15 protein-coding genes are annotated in these 13,891 nt (G+C 73.4%); 9 read left to right on the plus strand and 6 right to left on the minus strand.

The genetic code is table 11. From position 1 onward, the window contains the following. Positions 1 to 108: 108 nt before the first annotated feature. The 4 genes from ACIQ8J_RS13180 to ACIQ8J_RS13195 all read left to right on the plus strand — a co-directional run bounded on the left by ACIQ8J_RS13180 (position 109) and on the right by ACIQ8J_RS13195 (position 4,793). Positions 109 to 1,470, plus strand: a complete 1,362-nt coding sequence (locus ACIQ8J_RS13180; protein WP_403269835.1) for an ABC transporter substrate-binding protein — start codon at positions 109 to 111, stop codon at positions 1,468 to 1,470. Between the two features lie 31 nt (positions 1,471 to 1,501). Beyond that, a complete protein-coding gene (locus ACIQ8J_RS13185) occupies positions 1,502 to 2,500 on the plus strand; it encodes a carbohydrate ABC transporter permease (protein WP_403269833.1) in 999 nt (332 codons plus the stop codon). After that, a complete protein-coding gene (locus tag ACIQ8J_RS13190) occupies positions 2,497 to 3,384 on the plus strand; it encodes a carbohydrate ABC transporter permease (protein WP_403269830.1) in 888 nt (295 codons plus the stop codon). The genes ACIQ8J_RS13185 and ACIQ8J_RS13190 overlap by 4 nt, the downstream gene beginning before the upstream one ends. Before the next feature lie 98 nt (positions 3,385 to 3,482). Further along, positions 3,483 to 4,793, plus strand: coding sequence for an alpha-glucosidase/alpha-galactosidase (locus ACIQ8J_RS13195; RefSeq protein WP_403269827.1), 1,311 nt, complete (start codon positions 3,483 to 3,485; stop codon positions 4,791 to 4,793). Between the two features lie 11 nt (positions 4,794 to 4,804). On the opposite strand, the gene ACIQ8J_RS13200 is transcribed toward ACIQ8J_RS13195, so the two are convergent. Further along, the gene (locus tag ACIQ8J_RS13200) at positions 4,805 to 5,260 is read right to left on the minus strand and encodes a nitroreductase family deazaflavin-dependent oxidoreductase (RefSeq protein WP_403269824.1); all 456 of its coding nucleotides are present in this window, start codon (positions 5,258 to 5,260) and stop codon (positions 4,805 to 4,807) included. A gap of 169 nt (positions 5,261 to 5,429) precedes the next feature. On the opposite strand from ACIQ8J_RS13200, the gene ACIQ8J_RS13205 reads away from it, so the two are divergent. The 3 genes from ACIQ8J_RS13205 to ACIQ8J_RS13215 all read left to right on the plus strand — a co-directional run bounded on the left by ACIQ8J_RS13205 (position 5,430) and on the right by ACIQ8J_RS13215 (position 8,112). Continuing rightward, positions 5,430 to 6,128, plus strand: a complete 699-nt coding sequence (locus tag ACIQ8J_RS13205) for a TetR/AcrR family transcriptional regulator (RefSeq protein WP_403269822.1) — start codon at positions 5,430 to 5,432, stop codon at positions 6,126 to 6,128. Between the two features lie 62 nt (positions 6,129 to 6,190). Then, positions 6,191 to 7,450, plus strand: a complete 1,260-nt coding sequence (locus tag ACIQ8J_RS13210) for a sensor histidine kinase (protein ID WP_403269819.1) — start codon at positions 6,191 to 6,193, stop codon at positions 7,448 to 7,450. Further along, positions 7,447 to 8,112, plus strand: a complete 666-nt coding sequence (locus tag ACIQ8J_RS13215; RefSeq protein ID WP_403269816.1) for a response regulator — start codon at positions 7,447 to 7,449, stop codon at positions 8,110 to 8,112. The genes ACIQ8J_RS13210 and ACIQ8J_RS13215 overlap by 4 nt, the downstream gene beginning before the upstream one ends. On the opposite strand, the gene ACIQ8J_RS13220 is transcribed toward ACIQ8J_RS13215, so the two are convergent. Then, the gene (locus tag ACIQ8J_RS13220; RefSeq protein ID WP_403269814.1) at positions 8,073 to 8,360 is read right to left on the minus strand and encodes a DUF6332 family protein; all 288 of its coding nucleotides are present in this window, start codon (positions 8,358 to 8,360) and stop codon (positions 8,073 to 8,075) included. The genes ACIQ8J_RS13215 and ACIQ8J_RS13220 overlap by 40 nt on opposite strands. A 354-nt stretch (positions 8,361 to 8,714) precedes the next feature. Here ACIQ8J_RS13220 and ACIQ8J_RS13225 point away from each other — a divergent pair, with 354 nt between their 5' ends. Next, on the plus strand, positions 8,715 to 9,119 hold the full coding sequence (locus tag ACIQ8J_RS13225) for a MarR family winged helix-turn-helix transcriptional regulator (RefSeq protein ID WP_403269811.1): 405 nt from the start codon (positions 8,715 to 8,717) through the stop codon (positions 9,117 to 9,119). A gap of 10 nt (positions 9,120 to 9,129) precedes the next feature. Here ACIQ8J_RS13225 and ACIQ8J_RS13230 read toward each other — a convergent pair whose 3' ends face one another. After that, positions 9,130 to 10,344, minus strand: a complete 1,215-nt coding sequence (locus ACIQ8J_RS13230) for an MFS transporter (RefSeq protein ID WP_403269808.1) — start codon at positions 10,342 to 10,344, stop codon at positions 9,130 to 9,132. Between the two features lie 214 nt (positions 10,345 to 10,558). On the opposite strand from ACIQ8J_RS13230, the gene ACIQ8J_RS13235 reads away from it, so the two are divergent. Continuing rightward, the gene (locus ACIQ8J_RS13235; protein WP_403269806.1) at positions 10,559 to 11,779 is read left to right on the plus strand and encodes an ROK family protein; all 1,221 of its coding nucleotides are present in this window, start codon (positions 10,559 to 10,561) and stop codon (positions 11,777 to 11,779) included. On the opposite strand, the gene ACIQ8J_RS13240 is transcribed toward ACIQ8J_RS13235, so the two are convergent. From ACIQ8J_RS13240 to ACIQ8J_RS13250, 3 genes are all read right to left on the minus strand, one after another. Further along, positions 11,767 to 12,651, minus strand: coding sequence for a phosphotriesterase (locus ACIQ8J_RS13240; RefSeq protein ID WP_403269803.1), 885 nt, complete (start codon positions 12,649 to 12,651; stop codon positions 11,767 to 11,769). The two genes, ACIQ8J_RS13235 and ACIQ8J_RS13240, sit on opposite strands and share 13 nt — an antisense overlap. Next, complete coding sequence (locus ACIQ8J_RS13245; RefSeq protein ID WP_403269800.1) at positions 12,645 to 13,211, minus strand: DUF4865 family protein; 567 nt, start codon at positions 13,209 to 13,211, stop codon at positions 12,645 to 12,647. Before ACIQ8J_RS13245 ends, ACIQ8J_RS13240 begins: the two co-directional genes overlap by 7 nt. 84 nt (positions 13,212 to 13,295) lie before the next feature. After that, positions 13,296 to 13,880 carry a TetR/AcrR family transcriptional regulator gene (locus tag ACIQ8J_RS13250; protein ID WP_403269798.1) on the minus strand — a complete coding sequence of 195 codons (585 nt, stop codon included), beginning with the start codon at positions 13,878 to 13,880 and terminating at the stop codon, positions 13,296 to 13,298. Positions 13,881 to 13,891: the final 11 nt, after the last annotated feature.

Consider the following 13,891-nt stretch of genomic DNA (forward strand, 5'->3'; position numbering starts at 1 on the left):
GTCGCGAGAGGTGCGCCCAGCCGGCAGGAGCCCCCGACCGAGGTCCCGGGCCGGCCCGAGTCGCCAGGACCCCGCCCCGGGTCCGAGGCGGGGACGTATCCGCGAGGGATGGAACGGATCATGCCGGCCGGCCCCGATCGCTCCAGCGCCCCTTCACTCCCCAGCGAGCCGGGCCGCCGCGCGCTGCTCCGGGCCGGTGCCGGCTGCGCTGTGGGCGTGGCCGCCGCACCGGCCCTCGCGGCCTGCGGCTCCTCGGCGGCCGACGGCGTCGGCCCCGACGGAACGGTGACCGTCGAGCTGTGGCACGGACAGACCGAGAACGGGAAGCGGGCCATCGACGCCCTGGTGGCCGAGTTCAACCGCACCCACCCCAAGATCCACATCGATACGGGCGGCGGGGCGACCGCCGATGTGATGCTCCAGAAGGTGACCGCCGCACTGGCCTCCGGCTCGTACCCGGACGTCGCCTACGTCTACGGCTCGGACATCGCCAGCGTCGCCCGCAGCCCCCGCGTCGTCGACCTCACATCGGCGCTGCGCGGCGGCCCCGTGGCCTGGACCGACTACTGGAGTCCGCTGCGGGACGCGGTGACCGTCAACGGGAAGGTGCGCGCCGCGCCCGCCCTCGTGGACTCCCTGGCGGTCGTCTGCAACAGGACCCTCTTCCGGCGCGCCGGTCTGCCACTGCCCCAACCCGGCTGGAAATTGGGCGAGTTCACCGACACGTCCCACCGCCTCACCGACCCGGGCAAGGGCGTCTTCGGCAGCGGCTGGCCCGGCGTCGGCGACGAGGACACCACCTGGCGGATGTGGCCGCTGGTGTGGGACCTCGGCGGCGAGGTCATCGCGCCCGGCGGCAAACGCATCGGCTTCGCCGACGAAGGCCGCCGAGCCCTGGAAACCGTCGCCGGTCTCGTCGCGGGCAACAGCGTCTACATCGACCCGAAGCCGGGCAGCCAGCAGCTGTACCAGGTCTTCCAGTCGGGACGCATGGGCATGGTGACGGCCGGGCCCTGGGCGCTGCCCGACATCATCGACGCCAAGGTGGATTACGCCGTGGTGCCGCTGCCCACCTACAGCGGCCGCCCGGTCACCATCGCGGGCCCCGACACCTGGACCGTCTTCGACAACGGCCCGGCCCGCTCGCAGGCGGCCATCACGTTCGTCCGCTGGCTCATCGCGCCCGACCAGGACGTCACCTGGGCCGTCCGCGGCGCGAGCCTGCCCCTCAGCGCGGTGAGCGCGCGCCGCCCCGAATGGCTCCAGCACTCCGCGAGGACCGAAGGACTGCCGGTGTTCACCGAGGCGCTGACCTCGGCCCGGGTGCGGCCCGTGCACCCGGCGTATCCGCAGATCTCGCAGGCGTTCGGCGAGGCCGTCGTCGCGGTGCTGCTCGGCCGCTCGGCACCGGACAAGGCGATGCGCCAGTGCGCCGAGAAGGCCGACGCCGCCCTGCTGATCCCGCGCTGACGCCGACCCCGTGACCAGAAGGGTCTGAGAGATGAGAAGTACCGGGCCGCGGACCCCCCGCCCCCTCACGCTCGACCCGACCCCGGCCGCCCGCGCCGCCAGACGCCGCCGGGCGCGCGGCGAGACCGCCACCGCCTGGGCCTTCATCAGCCCGGCCGTCCTGGTGATCCTCGGACTCGGCGTCGTACCGCTGCTGTGGTCGCTGCTGCTGTCGTTCCGCGCGGACGACCTGGTCACACCGGGCCGCTGGGTCGGGCTCGACAACTATCACGCCCTCACCAAGGACCCGGCGTTCCGCACCGCCGTGGAGAACACCCTGATCTACGCGGGCGTCTATGTTCCCCTGAGCCTGGCGGGCGGGCTCGCCCTCGCGCTCGCCCTGAACCGGCGGATCCGCCTCGTCGGGCTCTACCGCACACTGGTCTTCGTCCCGTTCGTGGTGTCGGCGACCGCCCAGGGCGTGCTGTTCTCCTTCATCTTCGACCCCGAGTTCGGCGTGGCGAACTCGTTCCTGCACCGGATGGGGCTTTCCCCGCAGGGCTTCCTCTCCGACCCCGGCCAGGCGCTCTACGTCCTGCTGCTCATCTCGCTGTGGAGCGGCACCGGCTTCTGCGTCGTCGTCTACCTCGCCGCCCTCCAGGACGTCCCGGCCGAACTCCTCGAATCCGCCCGCCTCGACGGGGCGAACCCGGCCCAAGTGCTGCGCCACGTCACCCTGCCCTCGCTCACCCCGGTGACGGTTTTCCTGGTGCTGTGGCAGTTCATCACCGCCCTCCAGGTCTTCGACCTCGTGTACGTGACCACCAAGGGCGGCCCCCTCGGCTCCACCACCGTCATCGTCTACTTCGTGTGGGAGCAGGCCTTCCAGAACTTCACCGCCGGGTACGGAGCCGCCTCGGCCTATGTGCTCGCGATAGGTCTGGTGGCCGCGGCCGTCGTGCTGCGGCTCTACCGGCGCCACCGGGAGCGTACGGGAGCAACAGGCGTACCCAGCAGGGGAGTTGTGCGACCGGAAGGAGCGGGCCGATGACCGCGCCCACGGTGGCCCAGGGGGCGGCCGCGACCGTCAGCGCCCCGGCCCGCCGCACCGCACGGCGCCGCCGGCTGCCGTTCAGCCCCTGGCACCTGCTCCTCGCGCCGCTCTCGATCGGCTTCGCGCTGCCGCTCGGGTGGCTGGTCGTCAGCTCCGTGATGACCGACGCGGAGATCGACCGCTTCCCGCCCGCGCTGTGGCCGCACGGCATCGACCTCGGCGGCTACCGCTATGTGCTCGGCAACGCGATGTTCCCCCGCTGGTTCCTGAACTCGTGCATCGTCGCGTCCGTCGCCGTGGCCTCGAACCTGCTGCTCGGAGCGCTCGGCGGCTACGCCTTCGCGCGGATGCGGTTCGCCGGGTCGCGACCGCTGCTCGGGCTGATGCTCGCGACCATGGCGGTGCCGTTCCAGCTCACCATGATCCCCACCTTCCTGGTGATGAAGTGGCTCGGGCTCATCGACACCCTCGGCGCGCTGATCGTGCCGTCCCTGGTCACCCCGTTCGCCGTGTTCCTCTTCCGGCAGTTCTTCCTCTCCCTGCCCAGGGAACTGGAGGAGGCCGCCTGGATCGACGGCTGCTCACGGCTGCGGGTGCTCGTCTCGATCGTGGCGCCGCTGGCCCGCCCGGCCCTCGCCACGGTCGCGGTCCTCACCTTCCTCGCCACCTGGAACGACCTCTCCTGGCCGCTCATCGCCATCAACCACGACGCGCGGTACACCCTGCAACTGGGCCTGACCACCTTCCAGGGCCAGCACCACACCAAGTGGTCCGCGGTCATGGCCGGCAACGTCATCACCGTGCTGCCGGTCCTCCTCGCGTTCCTCTTCGCCCAGAAGACCTTCATCCAGTCGCTCACATCGAGCGGCCTGAAGGGCTGACCCGCGGCGGCACCGTCCACCCGGGGCCGCGTCGGCACCGCCAGCCGGCCCACCCGGGACGGAGCCGCCGCCCGCGCCCCGACACAAGGGAGCACGGCATGACCGAAACCAAGATCGCCTTCATCGGCGCCGGCAGCGTGGAGTTCACCCAGGGGCTGCTCGCCGACCTGTTCGCCTTCCCCGAGTTCGCCCGCGCCCGCATCGCGCTGCACGACATCGACCCCGAGCGGCTCGCCACCAGCGAGGCCGCGGCCCACCACATCGCGGCCGAGCTGGACGCGGCGCCGCTGGTCAGCGCACACCTGGAGCGCCGCGCGGCGCTCGACGGCGCCGACTTCGTGATCAACACCGTCCAGGTCGGCATGACCGAGGCCACCCGCACCGATTTCGCGGTCCCCGCCCGCTACGGGCTGCGCCAGACCATCGGCGACACCCTCGGCATCGGCGGCATCTTCCGCGCCCTGCGCACCTTCCCCCTGCTGCGCTCACTCGCCGCCGACATCGCCCAACTCTGCCCGGACGCCTGGCTGTTGAACTACACCAACCCGATGGCGATGAACCTGCTCTATCTGCACCGGGTGGCCCCCGCGCTGCGGGCCGTGGGCCTGTGCCACTCCGTGTACTGGACGATGCACGACCTGTCCCAACTGATCGGCGTGCCCTTCGCCGAGGTCTCCTACCTCGCGGCCGGCGTCAACCACCAGTCCTGGGTGCTGCGTTTCGAACGCGCGGGCCAGGACCTGTACCCGCTCCTGGACGAGACCATCGCCAAGGACCCCGAACTGCTGCGCCGGGTACGCGTCGACATGTACCGCAGACTCGGCCACTACCCGACGGAGACCAGTGAGCACTCCTGCGAGTACGTGCCCTGGTATCTGCACCACGCCGAAGAGATCGACCGGCTGCGCCTGCCCATCGGCGCCTACCTCGACATCAGCGAGGACAACCTGGTCACCTACGCGCGCACCCGCGAGGCCCTCGCCTCGGGGCGGCCGCTGCCCGTGGAGGGGACCATGGAGTACGCCCCGCAGATCATCCACAGCATCGTCACGGGCACCTCGCGCACGGTCTACGGCAACGTCCCCAACCACGGCCTGATCGACAACCTGCCCGCCGACTCGGTGGTCGAAGTCCCTTGCCTGGTGGACGCGTTGGGGGTGCGGCCCACCAGGGTCGGCGCCCTGCCGCCGCAGTGCGCGGCGCTCAACCGCAGCTATGTCTCGGTCACCGATCTCGTGGTGCGGGCCGCCGTGCTCGGCGAGCCGCGCCACATCAGGCATGCCGCCATGACCGACCCGGCGACCGCGGCGGCGCTGCCCGTCGAGCGGATCTGGGACCTGTGCGACGATCTCGTACAGGCTCACGCGCCTCTGCTCCAGCCGGAGTTGCGCGCGGTGCTCGGGCACTGAGCCCGGCAGGGTCACGGGGCGGGCGTGATGTGGAAGACGGGGTGGTCCGGGGCGATCCGGCGCAGCTCCTCGTCGCTGGAGTCGGGGCCGACGCCGTTGAAGAAGACGCCGACCTCGGCCTTCCAGCGCTTGAGGTAGGCGCGCAGCAGGGCGGGCTTGTCGTCGTCGGCGACCTCGACCGCGGTGAACGCCTCGACCTTCTTGCCGAGGTGCAGTTCGCCGCCGCCGGCCGCCCGCATGTTGTGCGTCCACTGGACGTGCCCGCGCGGCGCCACCAGGTACTGCTCGCCGTCGACGGTCATCAGGTTGACCGGCGTGCGGCGCCACTCGCCGCTCTTGCGGCCACGGACCGCGAGGATGCGGGAACCCCAGATGCTCAGTCCGCGGCGGGTCATCCAGGCGACGGCCCGGTTGAAGACGTTGACCGTGAACCAGCCGGGCTTCTGGACGTGTGCGGATGTGGACATGGTGTGTCTCCCCTGAAGGTGAGAGAGAGCGGTGCTCTCGTTCGTGAGCAGTGTGCACCGAAAGGGTGATGCAAAGCAAGAGCAGTGCTCTCGAAAGTGCTCGCCGCTCCGGTTTGTGTGCGCCAGTCGCGTTCTTGGCCACTGCTCTCCGAACTGGCAGACTGGAGCCATGAGCACCGTCCAGGGAGCCCGCGCACGGGCACGTATCGAAGTCACCGCGGCCATCAAGGACGAGGCCAGGAAGCAACTGGCGGCGGACGGCGCGACGAAGCTCTCGCTCCGTGCCGTCGCCCGCGAGCTGGGCATGGCGTCCTCCGCGCTCTACCGGTACTTCCCGAGCCGGGACGATCTGCTGACCGCCCTCATCGTGGACGCCTACGACGCGGTGGGGGAAGCCGCCGAGCGCGCCCTCGCCCGGCAGAAGGCGGCCGCACCGCCCGCCGCCCGGTGGACCGCCGTCTGCCGTGCCGTACGCGCCTGGGCGCTCGCCCACCCCCACGAGTACGCCCTCATCTACGGTTCGCCCGTGCCCGGCTACACCGCCCCCCAGACGACCGTCGGCCCCGCCGCGAGGGTGGGGCTCGTCTTCATCTCGATCGCCCGGGACGCGCACCGGGGCAAGGGCATCGCGCCGCCGCCGCTCGCCGCGCCGCTGCGCGCCGAGGCCGAGCGGATGGCCGCCGACTTCGCCCCCGACCTGCCGCCGCCGGTGGCCGTCGCACTCGTCGCCGCCTGGTCGCAGCTGTTCGGACTGATCTCCTTCGAGGTGTTCGGCCAGTTCCACCGGGTCGTGGAGGAGCGCGAGCCGTTCTTCGCGCACGCCGCCGAGCAGCTGGCCCGTTCGGTGGGCCTGGTACTCCCCGCGTAGTACGCGTGATCACCTCGCCCGGCTGACGCCGCGGGCGCCGGCCCCGGTCTAGCGTGGCCGGTATGGAAGAGCAGCAGCCACCGCCCGCCGCCCGCCGAGGCGGTCCGCCCTGGGAGCGGGTCGGGCCGCCGCACCTGCTGGGGCGCTGGGTGCGGGGGCGCGACGGCAAGGAGGGCCGGGGCGGGCTGCCGTGGCGGTCGACGATCGCCCTCACCGTGTTCGTCCTGGTGGGGTCCACCGTCGCGGCACACTCGCAGACCGGCCGGGCCCCGCTCGACGTCTTCGCCCGGGTGCTCCTGCTCATCGGCTGTGCGGTGCTGCTGGTCCGCCACCGCCACCCCGTCGTCGCGGTCTTCGGCAGCTCGGCGGCCGCCCTGGTCTACCTCGGCGCCGGATATCCGTACGGCCCGGTCTTCCTCTCCGTCGCGGTCGGCTGCTTCGCCGCGGTCATCGCCGGACACCGCCGACAGGCCTGGGGCGCGCTCGGCATGCTCTGGCTGGGGCATCTCCTCGTAGCGCACTGGCTCTACCGCTGGCTGCCCCCGGAGGGCGACTCCGCGGCACCCTGGAGTCAGGAACTGGGCGTCGCCGCCTGGGCGGTGGCCATCGTCGCGGTCGCCGAGGTGGTGCGGGTACGCAGGGAGCAGTGGGCCAGGGAACGGGCCGGGCGGGCCGCCGCCCGGAAGCGGCGGGCGGACGAGGAGCGGCTGCGGATCGCCCGCGAACTGCACGACGTGCTCGCCCACAGCATCTCGGTCATCAACGTCCAGGCGGGGGTCGGCCTCGCCCTCCTCGACTCCGACCCCGAACAGGCCCGCACCGCGCTGACCACCATCAAGTCCGCGAGCAAGGAGGCGCTCGGCGAGGTCCGCCAGGTCCTGGAGACCCTGCGCACACCGGGCGACGCCCCGCGCTCCCCGGCCCCCGGCCTCGACCGGCTCCCCGAACTGGCCGAGCAGGCCGCGACCACCGGTCTCACCGTCGAGACCACGACGACCGGCGAGCGGACGGCCCTGCCGCCCGGCCTGGACCTGGCCGCCTTCCGGATCGTGCAGGAGGCCCTCACCAACGTCGTACGCCACTCCGCCGCCCGCACCGCCCGGGTCGCGGTCGGCTACCGGCCGGACGCGCTCGTGCTGCGGATCGAGGACGAGGGGCCGGCGGCCGGCGGTGACGCGGGCGGCAGCGGCAACGGACTGATCGGCATGCGGGAGCGGGCCGCGGCGCTCGGTGGCACCATCGAGGCCGGGCCGCTCCCGGCCGGCGGCTTCCGTGTGACCGCCCGGCTTCCGCTGGCCGCCGACTCGAAGGAGACGTCTTGATCCGCGTACTGCTCGCCGACGACCAGCTCCTCGTACGGGCCGGGTTCGGGGCGCTGCTCGGCGCCCAGGGCGACATCGAGGTGGCGGGGGAGGCCGCCGACGGTGAGGAGGCGGTGCGCCTGGTGCGCGAACTGCGGCCGGACATCGTCCTGATGGACATCCGGATGCCTCGGCTCGACGGTCTCGCCGCCACCCGCCAGATCACCTCGGACCCGGACCTGGCCGCGGTGAAGGTGGTCATGCTCACCACCTTCGAACTGGACGAGTACGTCTTCGAGGCGATCCGCGCCGGAGCCTCCGGCTTCCTCGTCAAGGACACCGAACCGGACGAACTGCTGCGCGCGGTCCGCGCGGTGGTCGACGGTGACGCCCTGCTGTCACCGGGCGTGACGCGGCGGCTGATCGCCGAGTTCGCCGCCCGCTCGAAGGAGCCGGCCGCCGCCGGCAGTCTGGCCGAACTCACCGAGCGGGAACGGGAGGTGATGGCCCTGGTCGGCATCGGGCTCTCCAACGAGGAGATCGCCCGCCGGCTCGTCGTCAGCCCGCTGACCGCGAAGACCCACGTCAGCCGCACGATGGTGAAGCTCGGTGCCCGGGACCGGGCCCAACTGGTGGTCCTGGCCTACGAGTCGGGCCTGGTGCGCCCCGGCTGGCTGGGCTGACGCGGTCCGCGGTCCGCCCCGTACGGAAAGCGCCACAGCACGTGCACGGTCCGCCAGACGAAGACGATGAGCGAGCAGCCGCCGCCGATGAGCAGCAGCACCCGCCGCAGGGGATGGGGGAGTTCGAGGGCGTAGCCGGAGCCGCCGATCGCGCCGAACACCACAGCGGCCGCGAGCAGGGCGCTGGCCAGCGCGTATCCGATCTCGATCATGATGGCGTCCCGCTCGGCCCGGCTCCGTGTCCCCATGCGGGAAGTCTCACAGCAGGGGCGGGGGGGGGGGGGGCACCCCCCCCCCCCCCCCCCCCCCCCCCCCCCCCCCCACCCCCCCCCCCCCCCCACCCCCCCCCCCCCCCCCCCCCCCCCCCCCCCCCCCCCCCCCCCCCCCCCCCCCCGCCCCCCCCCCCCCGCGGGGCGGGGGGGGGGGGGGGGGGGGGCGGGGGCCGGCCCCCCCCCCCCCGGCCGGGGCGCCCCCCCCCCCCCCCCCCCCCCCCCCCCGCCCCTCCCCCGCTGCTCGCCACGCAGACTACATGCGCATGCATTTGATGTGGAAGCATTTAATTCCCATGCAACAAAACCGCTCATTTCTGCTACCGTGCGGACATGGCAGCTGAGAAGACCGAGCGCCTGCTCGTGCAGGAGTGGCGGGAGCTCCTCGCCGTTCACGCGCGTACGACCTGTGAGCTCGACCGCGAGCTCCATGCGTACGGCCTGGGCGCGAGCGACTTCGAGGTCCTCGACGTACTGGCCGAGGGGCGCGCGGACGACCGCGGCTGTGCCTTCCGGGTGCAGGAGCTGGCCTCGCGGGTCCACCTCAGCCAGAGCGCGCTGTCCCGCCTCGTCGGGCGCCTGGAGAAGGACGGCCTGGTGACGCGCGGGATGTGCAGCGAGGACCGCCGCGGTGTGAGCGTGTCGATCACGGAGTTGGGCCGGTCCCGGCACGCCGAGGTGCTGCCGCTCCAGCGGGCGGTGCTGGCCCGCACCCTCGCGGACCGCCCCGCACCGTAGGCGGCCGCGCTCAGCCCTGCGGCACCGTCGCGTTCCGGGCGGCGTACCCGATCAGTGCGGCGCACGCGGCCAGCACGGCGACCGTGGTCAGGGCGACCGGCAGCGACGACCACTCGGCGAGGAACCCGATCGCGGGCGGGCCGAGCAGCATGCCGCCGTACCCCAGCGTGGAGGCCGCGGCCACTCCGCCGGGCCCGGCCAGCGCACCCGCCCGCGCGACGGCGACCGGGAAGATGTTGGCGAGGCCGAGGCCCATCACCGCGAATCCGGCCAGCGCGACCCAGACCGACGGCGCCAGCGCGCCGAGCAGCATCCCGGCGCACGCCGTGCCGCCGCCCGCCACCAACGTCCGGGTCTGGCCCAGCCGTTCGAGCAGCGCGGTGCCCGAGAGCCGCCCGGCCGTCATGGCCAGTGCGAACAGCGAATAGCCGACGGCCGCGACACCCGGCGCCGCGGCCAGGTCCTGCTCCAGGTGCAGCGCGCCCCAGTCCGCCATCGCGCCTTCGCCGTACGCCGTGCAGAGCGCGATCACGCCGAAGAGCAGCACGAGGCGCCGGGCCCGCCCGTCGAGCCGCCGCCCTCCGGCGCGGGGCGTGTCCGCGTGCACCGGCGCCGGATGCCGCAGCAGTACCGGCCCGGCCAGCGCGGTCACCGCGAGCCCGACCCCGGTCAGGGCCAGCAGGTGCGCGGTGGGGGAGAGGCTCCCGGCGATCAGTGCCCCGGCGCCCGCGCCGAGCATCCCGCCGAGGCTGAACGCCGCGTGGAAACTCGGCATCACCGGGCGGCGCAGCGCCGCGACCAGGTCGACGGCGGCGCTGTTCATCGCCACGTTGATGCCGCCGTACGCGGCGCCGAACACCAGCAGCACCAGGCCGAGCGCGAGCGCCGAGTGGGTCTGCGGCGGCAGCGCGATGGCCAGCGCCATCAGGGCGCCGCAGACCACGGTCACCGGATGACTGCCGAAGCGGCGGCAGAGCCGCCCGGTGAGCACCATCGTGGCCACCGCGCCGGCCGAGACGCCGAGCAGAGCCAGGCCCAGGTCGCCCGCTGAGGCCCCGGTCTGCTGCTTGATCGCCGGGATGCGGACCACCCAGCCGGCGAAGAGGAAGCCGTCGAGTGCGAAGAACACGGTCAGGGCGGAGCGGAGGCGGAGCAGGGAGGGTGCGGCGCTGTCTCCGCCAGGGCCCCCCGGAACGGCCGTCCGTACTTTGTTTAGTAGCGGCACAAAGTCAGGATAGGGGCAGCACGGGGACTCCATCAACCGCTCGGGGCGGACGGCCGGGCCGGAGGCGGGGCGACGAGCGGGTGCCGTCCAGGCCTGGCGCGAGGTGTCGCCACCCGCCAGGGCGGCGCCGGAAAGGCGGCCCCGTGTCCGTCGTGTGGCGCGGGCAACTGCCGGTAGGGCGGCTTCCGTCCGGGATCATGGGAGACTCGCCCCCATGAACGGCAAGGCGACGACCACCCGGACCAGGCTGGAGAGGGGCCGCAGCGCGCTCGGACCCGCCCTCGAACTGGTACACACCGGCCGCGCGCCGACCCGCGCCGTGCTCACCGCCGAACTGGGCGTCACCCGCGCCACGGCCGGCGCGGTCGCCGCCGAACTCGAAGCGCTCGGCCTGATCCAGGTCGACTCCCGGCCCGCCGCGGCCGGATCCCAGGGCCGCCCCTCGCACCGGCTCGCCGTCAATGACGCCGGGCCGGTGGCGCTCGCCGCACAGGTGCACGCCGACGGGTTCCGGGCCGCGCTGGTCGGCCTCGGCGGCGAGATCGTCGCCACCGCCCCCGGCTGTGTGACCGTCTCGGCCGACCCGGCCCAAGTCCTCGGCGAGGTCGTCGAAGCGGGCGCCGCGCTCCTCAAGGGCAGCGGACGCCGCTGCGTGGGCGCGGGGCTCGCCGTGCCCTCCGCCGTCGCGGAACCCGAGGGGACCGCGCTCAACCCGCTGCACCTGGCCTGGCCGGCCGGGTCCCCGGTGCGCGAGATCTTCGCCGAACGGGTCAGCGCCGCCGGCATCACCGGGCCCGCCCTCACCGGCAACGACGTCAACCTCGCGGCGCTCGCCGAGCACCGGCACGGCGCGGGCCGCGGCGCCGAGCACCTGCTCTGCGTCGCCACCGGCCACCGCGGCGTGGGCGGCGCGCTCGTCCTCGACGGCCGCCTGCACACCGGGAGTTCGGGCCTGGCCCTGGAGGTCGGCCACCTCACGGTGAACCCCGAGGGCCGTCCCTGCTACTGCGGAAGCCGCGGCTGCCTCGACGTCGAGGCCGACCCGCTGGCCTTCCTCACGGCGGCCGGGCGCGACCCCGGCCCCGAGGTGTCGCTCCTCGAACAGTCACGGGCGCTGCTGCGCCACGAGTACGCGGACCTCTCGGTACGGCGCGCCGCCGAGGAACTCATCGACCGGCTCGGCCTGGGCCTCGCCGGCCTCGTCAACATCCTCAACCCCGACCGGATCATCCTCGGCGGTCTGCACAAGGCCCTCCTGGAGGCGGACCCCGACCGGCTGCGGGCCGTCGTCGCCGACCGCAGCCTGTGGGGCCGCAGCGGGGTCGTGCCGATCCTGCCGTGCTCCCTCGACCACAACAGCCTCGTCGGCGCGGCCGAGTTGGCGTGGCAGCCCGTGCTCGACGACCCCCTTGGCGCGCTCGCTCACCAGGCGTAGACCCGCGCCGGGTTGGCGACCAGGATCTGCTCCACCAACCCTTCGCCCAGGGCGAGTTCGAGCCTCGGCCGCACCCGACGCAGCAGATACGGCATGCCCGGGGTGTCCGGCGTCATGGTGTCCCCGCCGAGCAGCAGCCGGTCCCCGAACCCCGCGTCCGCCAGCGCCCGCAGCGCGTCCGGCATCCGCCAGTCCGTGGCGTGGTTGGTGCGGGACGGGCCGTCGAAGGCGAGGAACGCGCCCGCCTCGGCGGCCAGGCGGTGCACGGTGAAGTCGGGGGAGCGGTTGAGGTGTCCCAGGATCACGCTCGCGGGCCGCACCCCCAACTCCCCGCAGAGCAGGTCGAGTACATCGAGCGCCCCGGTGCCCAGCTCCAGATGGACGGCGATCGGCGCGAGCGTGCGACGGTGCGCCTCGGCGGCGGCCCGCATCGTGAGCAAGGCGTGCTCATCGAGCCCGTGGAAGCCGCCCGCGACCTTGATCAGACCCGCCCGGACCCCCGTGCCGCCGATGCCCTCGGTCAGCTCGCCGACGAAGAGCTCGGCGAGCCGCTCGCGTACCGAATCGAGCAACTCGCCCGAATAGTGGGCGGCTTGGTGCAGTCCGGTGGCGGCGATGATGTGCACCCCGCAGGCGCGCGACAGTGCGGGCAGCTCGGCGGTCCGCCGCCCCATGCCGTACGGGGTCCACTGGACCACCGTGCCGCCGCCGAGCGCGGCGAACCCGGCCAGCCTGGCCGCGGCCTGTTCGGCGTCGTCCAGCTCCTTGCCCGGCAACTGCGGGCTGCGGATGAAGAGATGGTCGTGTGCGTCGACGATGCCGAGCCGGTCGGCCGGCACCTCGCCGAGCACCGTGCGTACCGCGCTCACCACTGCCTCCCCGACCGGAGCCCGGCGCGTCCGGGCTGCGACAGGTGCAGCACCTGGTACCGGTCGCCATCGGCCTGCGGCTCCTGCTCCCAGAGCGTGAACCGCACCAGCTCCCAGCGGCTGGGGTCGATGGCCACGGCGCTCGCGACCACTCCGGGCTCCACCTCCTTCGCCACCTCCGCCGCCACGAACCGGGCCGGTTCGACCCCCTCGGGGACGGGCACGCGCAGGAGGGTCGCGGCGGCCGGAGCGGCCCCGGAAGCGGGGCCTTCGGCGTACGACAGACCCATCCAGTGCCGCACCCGGGGACGCCCGAAGTCGTTGACGACCCCCTGGAACCCGGGGCCCCAGAGGAAGGAGTTCATGCCTTCGGGCGTGGCCCACAGATAGAACGGGGCATAGGAGTTGACCGGGCTGCCGGCGTCCCGCTCCCGTATCAGATAGGCCTTGAGTCCGAGCCCCGGGAAGTCGTCGAGGAGAGGCCCCTTGGTCGCCACCCGCTTGCGGATGATCTCCATGTCGTAGTCGGCGGGGAGGACCGTCTCGTACTGCATCGCGTGCATGGCGTACTCCTCAGGCGGCGGGACCGGCCGCAGCCGGGCAGGTGTCGGGGTGTTGGCGGGTGATGTGCACGTAGTGCGGTTCCTTCACCGGGAGCCGGCGGGCGGGGCGAGCAGCGAGAGCAGTCCCCGGACGCCCGCGTCGAAGGCGGCGGGCGAACCGGAGGCGCGGGCCAGCACATAGCCGCCCTGTACGGTCGCCACCACGGCGGCGGCGATCTCCTCCGGCACCACGGACGCGGGGAACTCGCCCTGGTCCAGGCCCTCTTGGACGATCCCCGCGAGCCGGGACCGCAGCCAGTCGATGGTCTCGTCCACCGGCGCGCGCAGCTCGGCGCTGGCGATGATCTCGGGGTCCATCGTGAGCCGGCCGACCGGGCAGCCGCGCAGCACATCGCGCTCGCGCAGCAGATACGCCGCGATGCGTTCGTACGCCGTGCCCTCGCCCCCGAACGCGGCCTCGGCCGCGGCCCGCAGCTCCTCGGCGGTGCGGCGGATCGCGGCAAGCGCCAGATCGGGCTTGCCCGTGAAGTGGTGGTACATGCTGCCCTGGCCGGCCCCCGCCTGCTGCTGGATCGCCTTGGGGCTGGTCCCTCCATAGCCCCGCTCCCACAAAAGGTCGCGGGTGGCTTCGATCAGACGCTCCGGAGTGCTCATGCCCCTACTGTACATACCAGTAGGTA

The sequence above is a fragment of the Streptomyces sp. NPDC094147 genome, from assembly GCF_044764265.1.
Taxonomy (GTDB): domain Bacteria; phylum Actinomycetota; class Actinomycetes; order Streptomycetales; family Streptomycetaceae; genus Streptomyces.

Bases quoted from the DNA above. Each gene is read 5' to 3' on its own strand.
- ACIQ8J_RS13225 (WP_403269811.1), top strand. From the start codon at position 8,715: ATGGCAGCTGAGAAGACCGAGCGCCTGCTCGTGCAGGAGTGGCGGGAG.
- ACIQ8J_RS13200 (WP_403269824.1), bottom strand. From the start codon at position 5,260: ATGTCCACATCCGCACACGTCCAGAAGCCCGGCTGGTTCACGGTCAAC.
- ACIQ8J_RS13250 (WP_403269798.1), bottom strand. From the start codon at position 13,880: ATGTACAGTAGGGGCATGAGCACTCCGGAGCGTCTGATCGAAGCCACC.
- ACIQ8J_RS13195 (WP_403269827.1), top strand. From the start codon at position 3,483: ATGACCGAAACCAAGATCGCCTTCATCGGCGCCGGCAGCGTGGAGTTC.
- ACIQ8J_RS13245 (WP_403269800.1), bottom strand. From the start codon at position 13,211: ATGCACGCGATGCAGTACGAGACGGTCCTCCCCGCCGACTACGACATG.
- ACIQ8J_RS13180 (WP_403269835.1), top strand. From the start codon at position 109: ATGGAACGGATCATGCCGGCCGGCCCCGATCGCTCCAGCGCCCCTTCA.
- ACIQ8J_RS13235 (WP_403269806.1), top strand. From the start codon at position 10,559: ATGAACGGCAAGGCGACGACCACCCGGACCAGGCTGGAGAGGGGCCGC.
- ACIQ8J_RS13185 (WP_403269833.1), top strand. From the start codon at position 1,502: ATGAGAAGTACCGGGCCGCGGACCCCCCGCCCCCTCACGCTCGACCCG.
- ACIQ8J_RS13210 (WP_403269819.1), top strand. From the start codon at position 6,191: ATGGAAGAGCAGCAGCCACCGCCCGCCGCCCGCCGAGGCGGTCCGCCC.
- ACIQ8J_RS13220 (WP_403269814.1), bottom strand. From the start codon at position 8,360: ATGGGGACACGGAGCCGGGCCGAGCGGGACGCCATCATGATCGAGATC.
- ACIQ8J_RS13205 (WP_403269822.1), top strand. From the start codon at position 5,430: ATGAGCACCGTCCAGGGAGCCCGCGCACGGGCACGTATCGAAGTCACC.
- ACIQ8J_RS13190 (WP_403269830.1), top strand. From the start codon at position 2,497: ATGACCGCGCCCACGGTGGCCCAGGGGGCGGCCGCGACCGTCAGCGCC.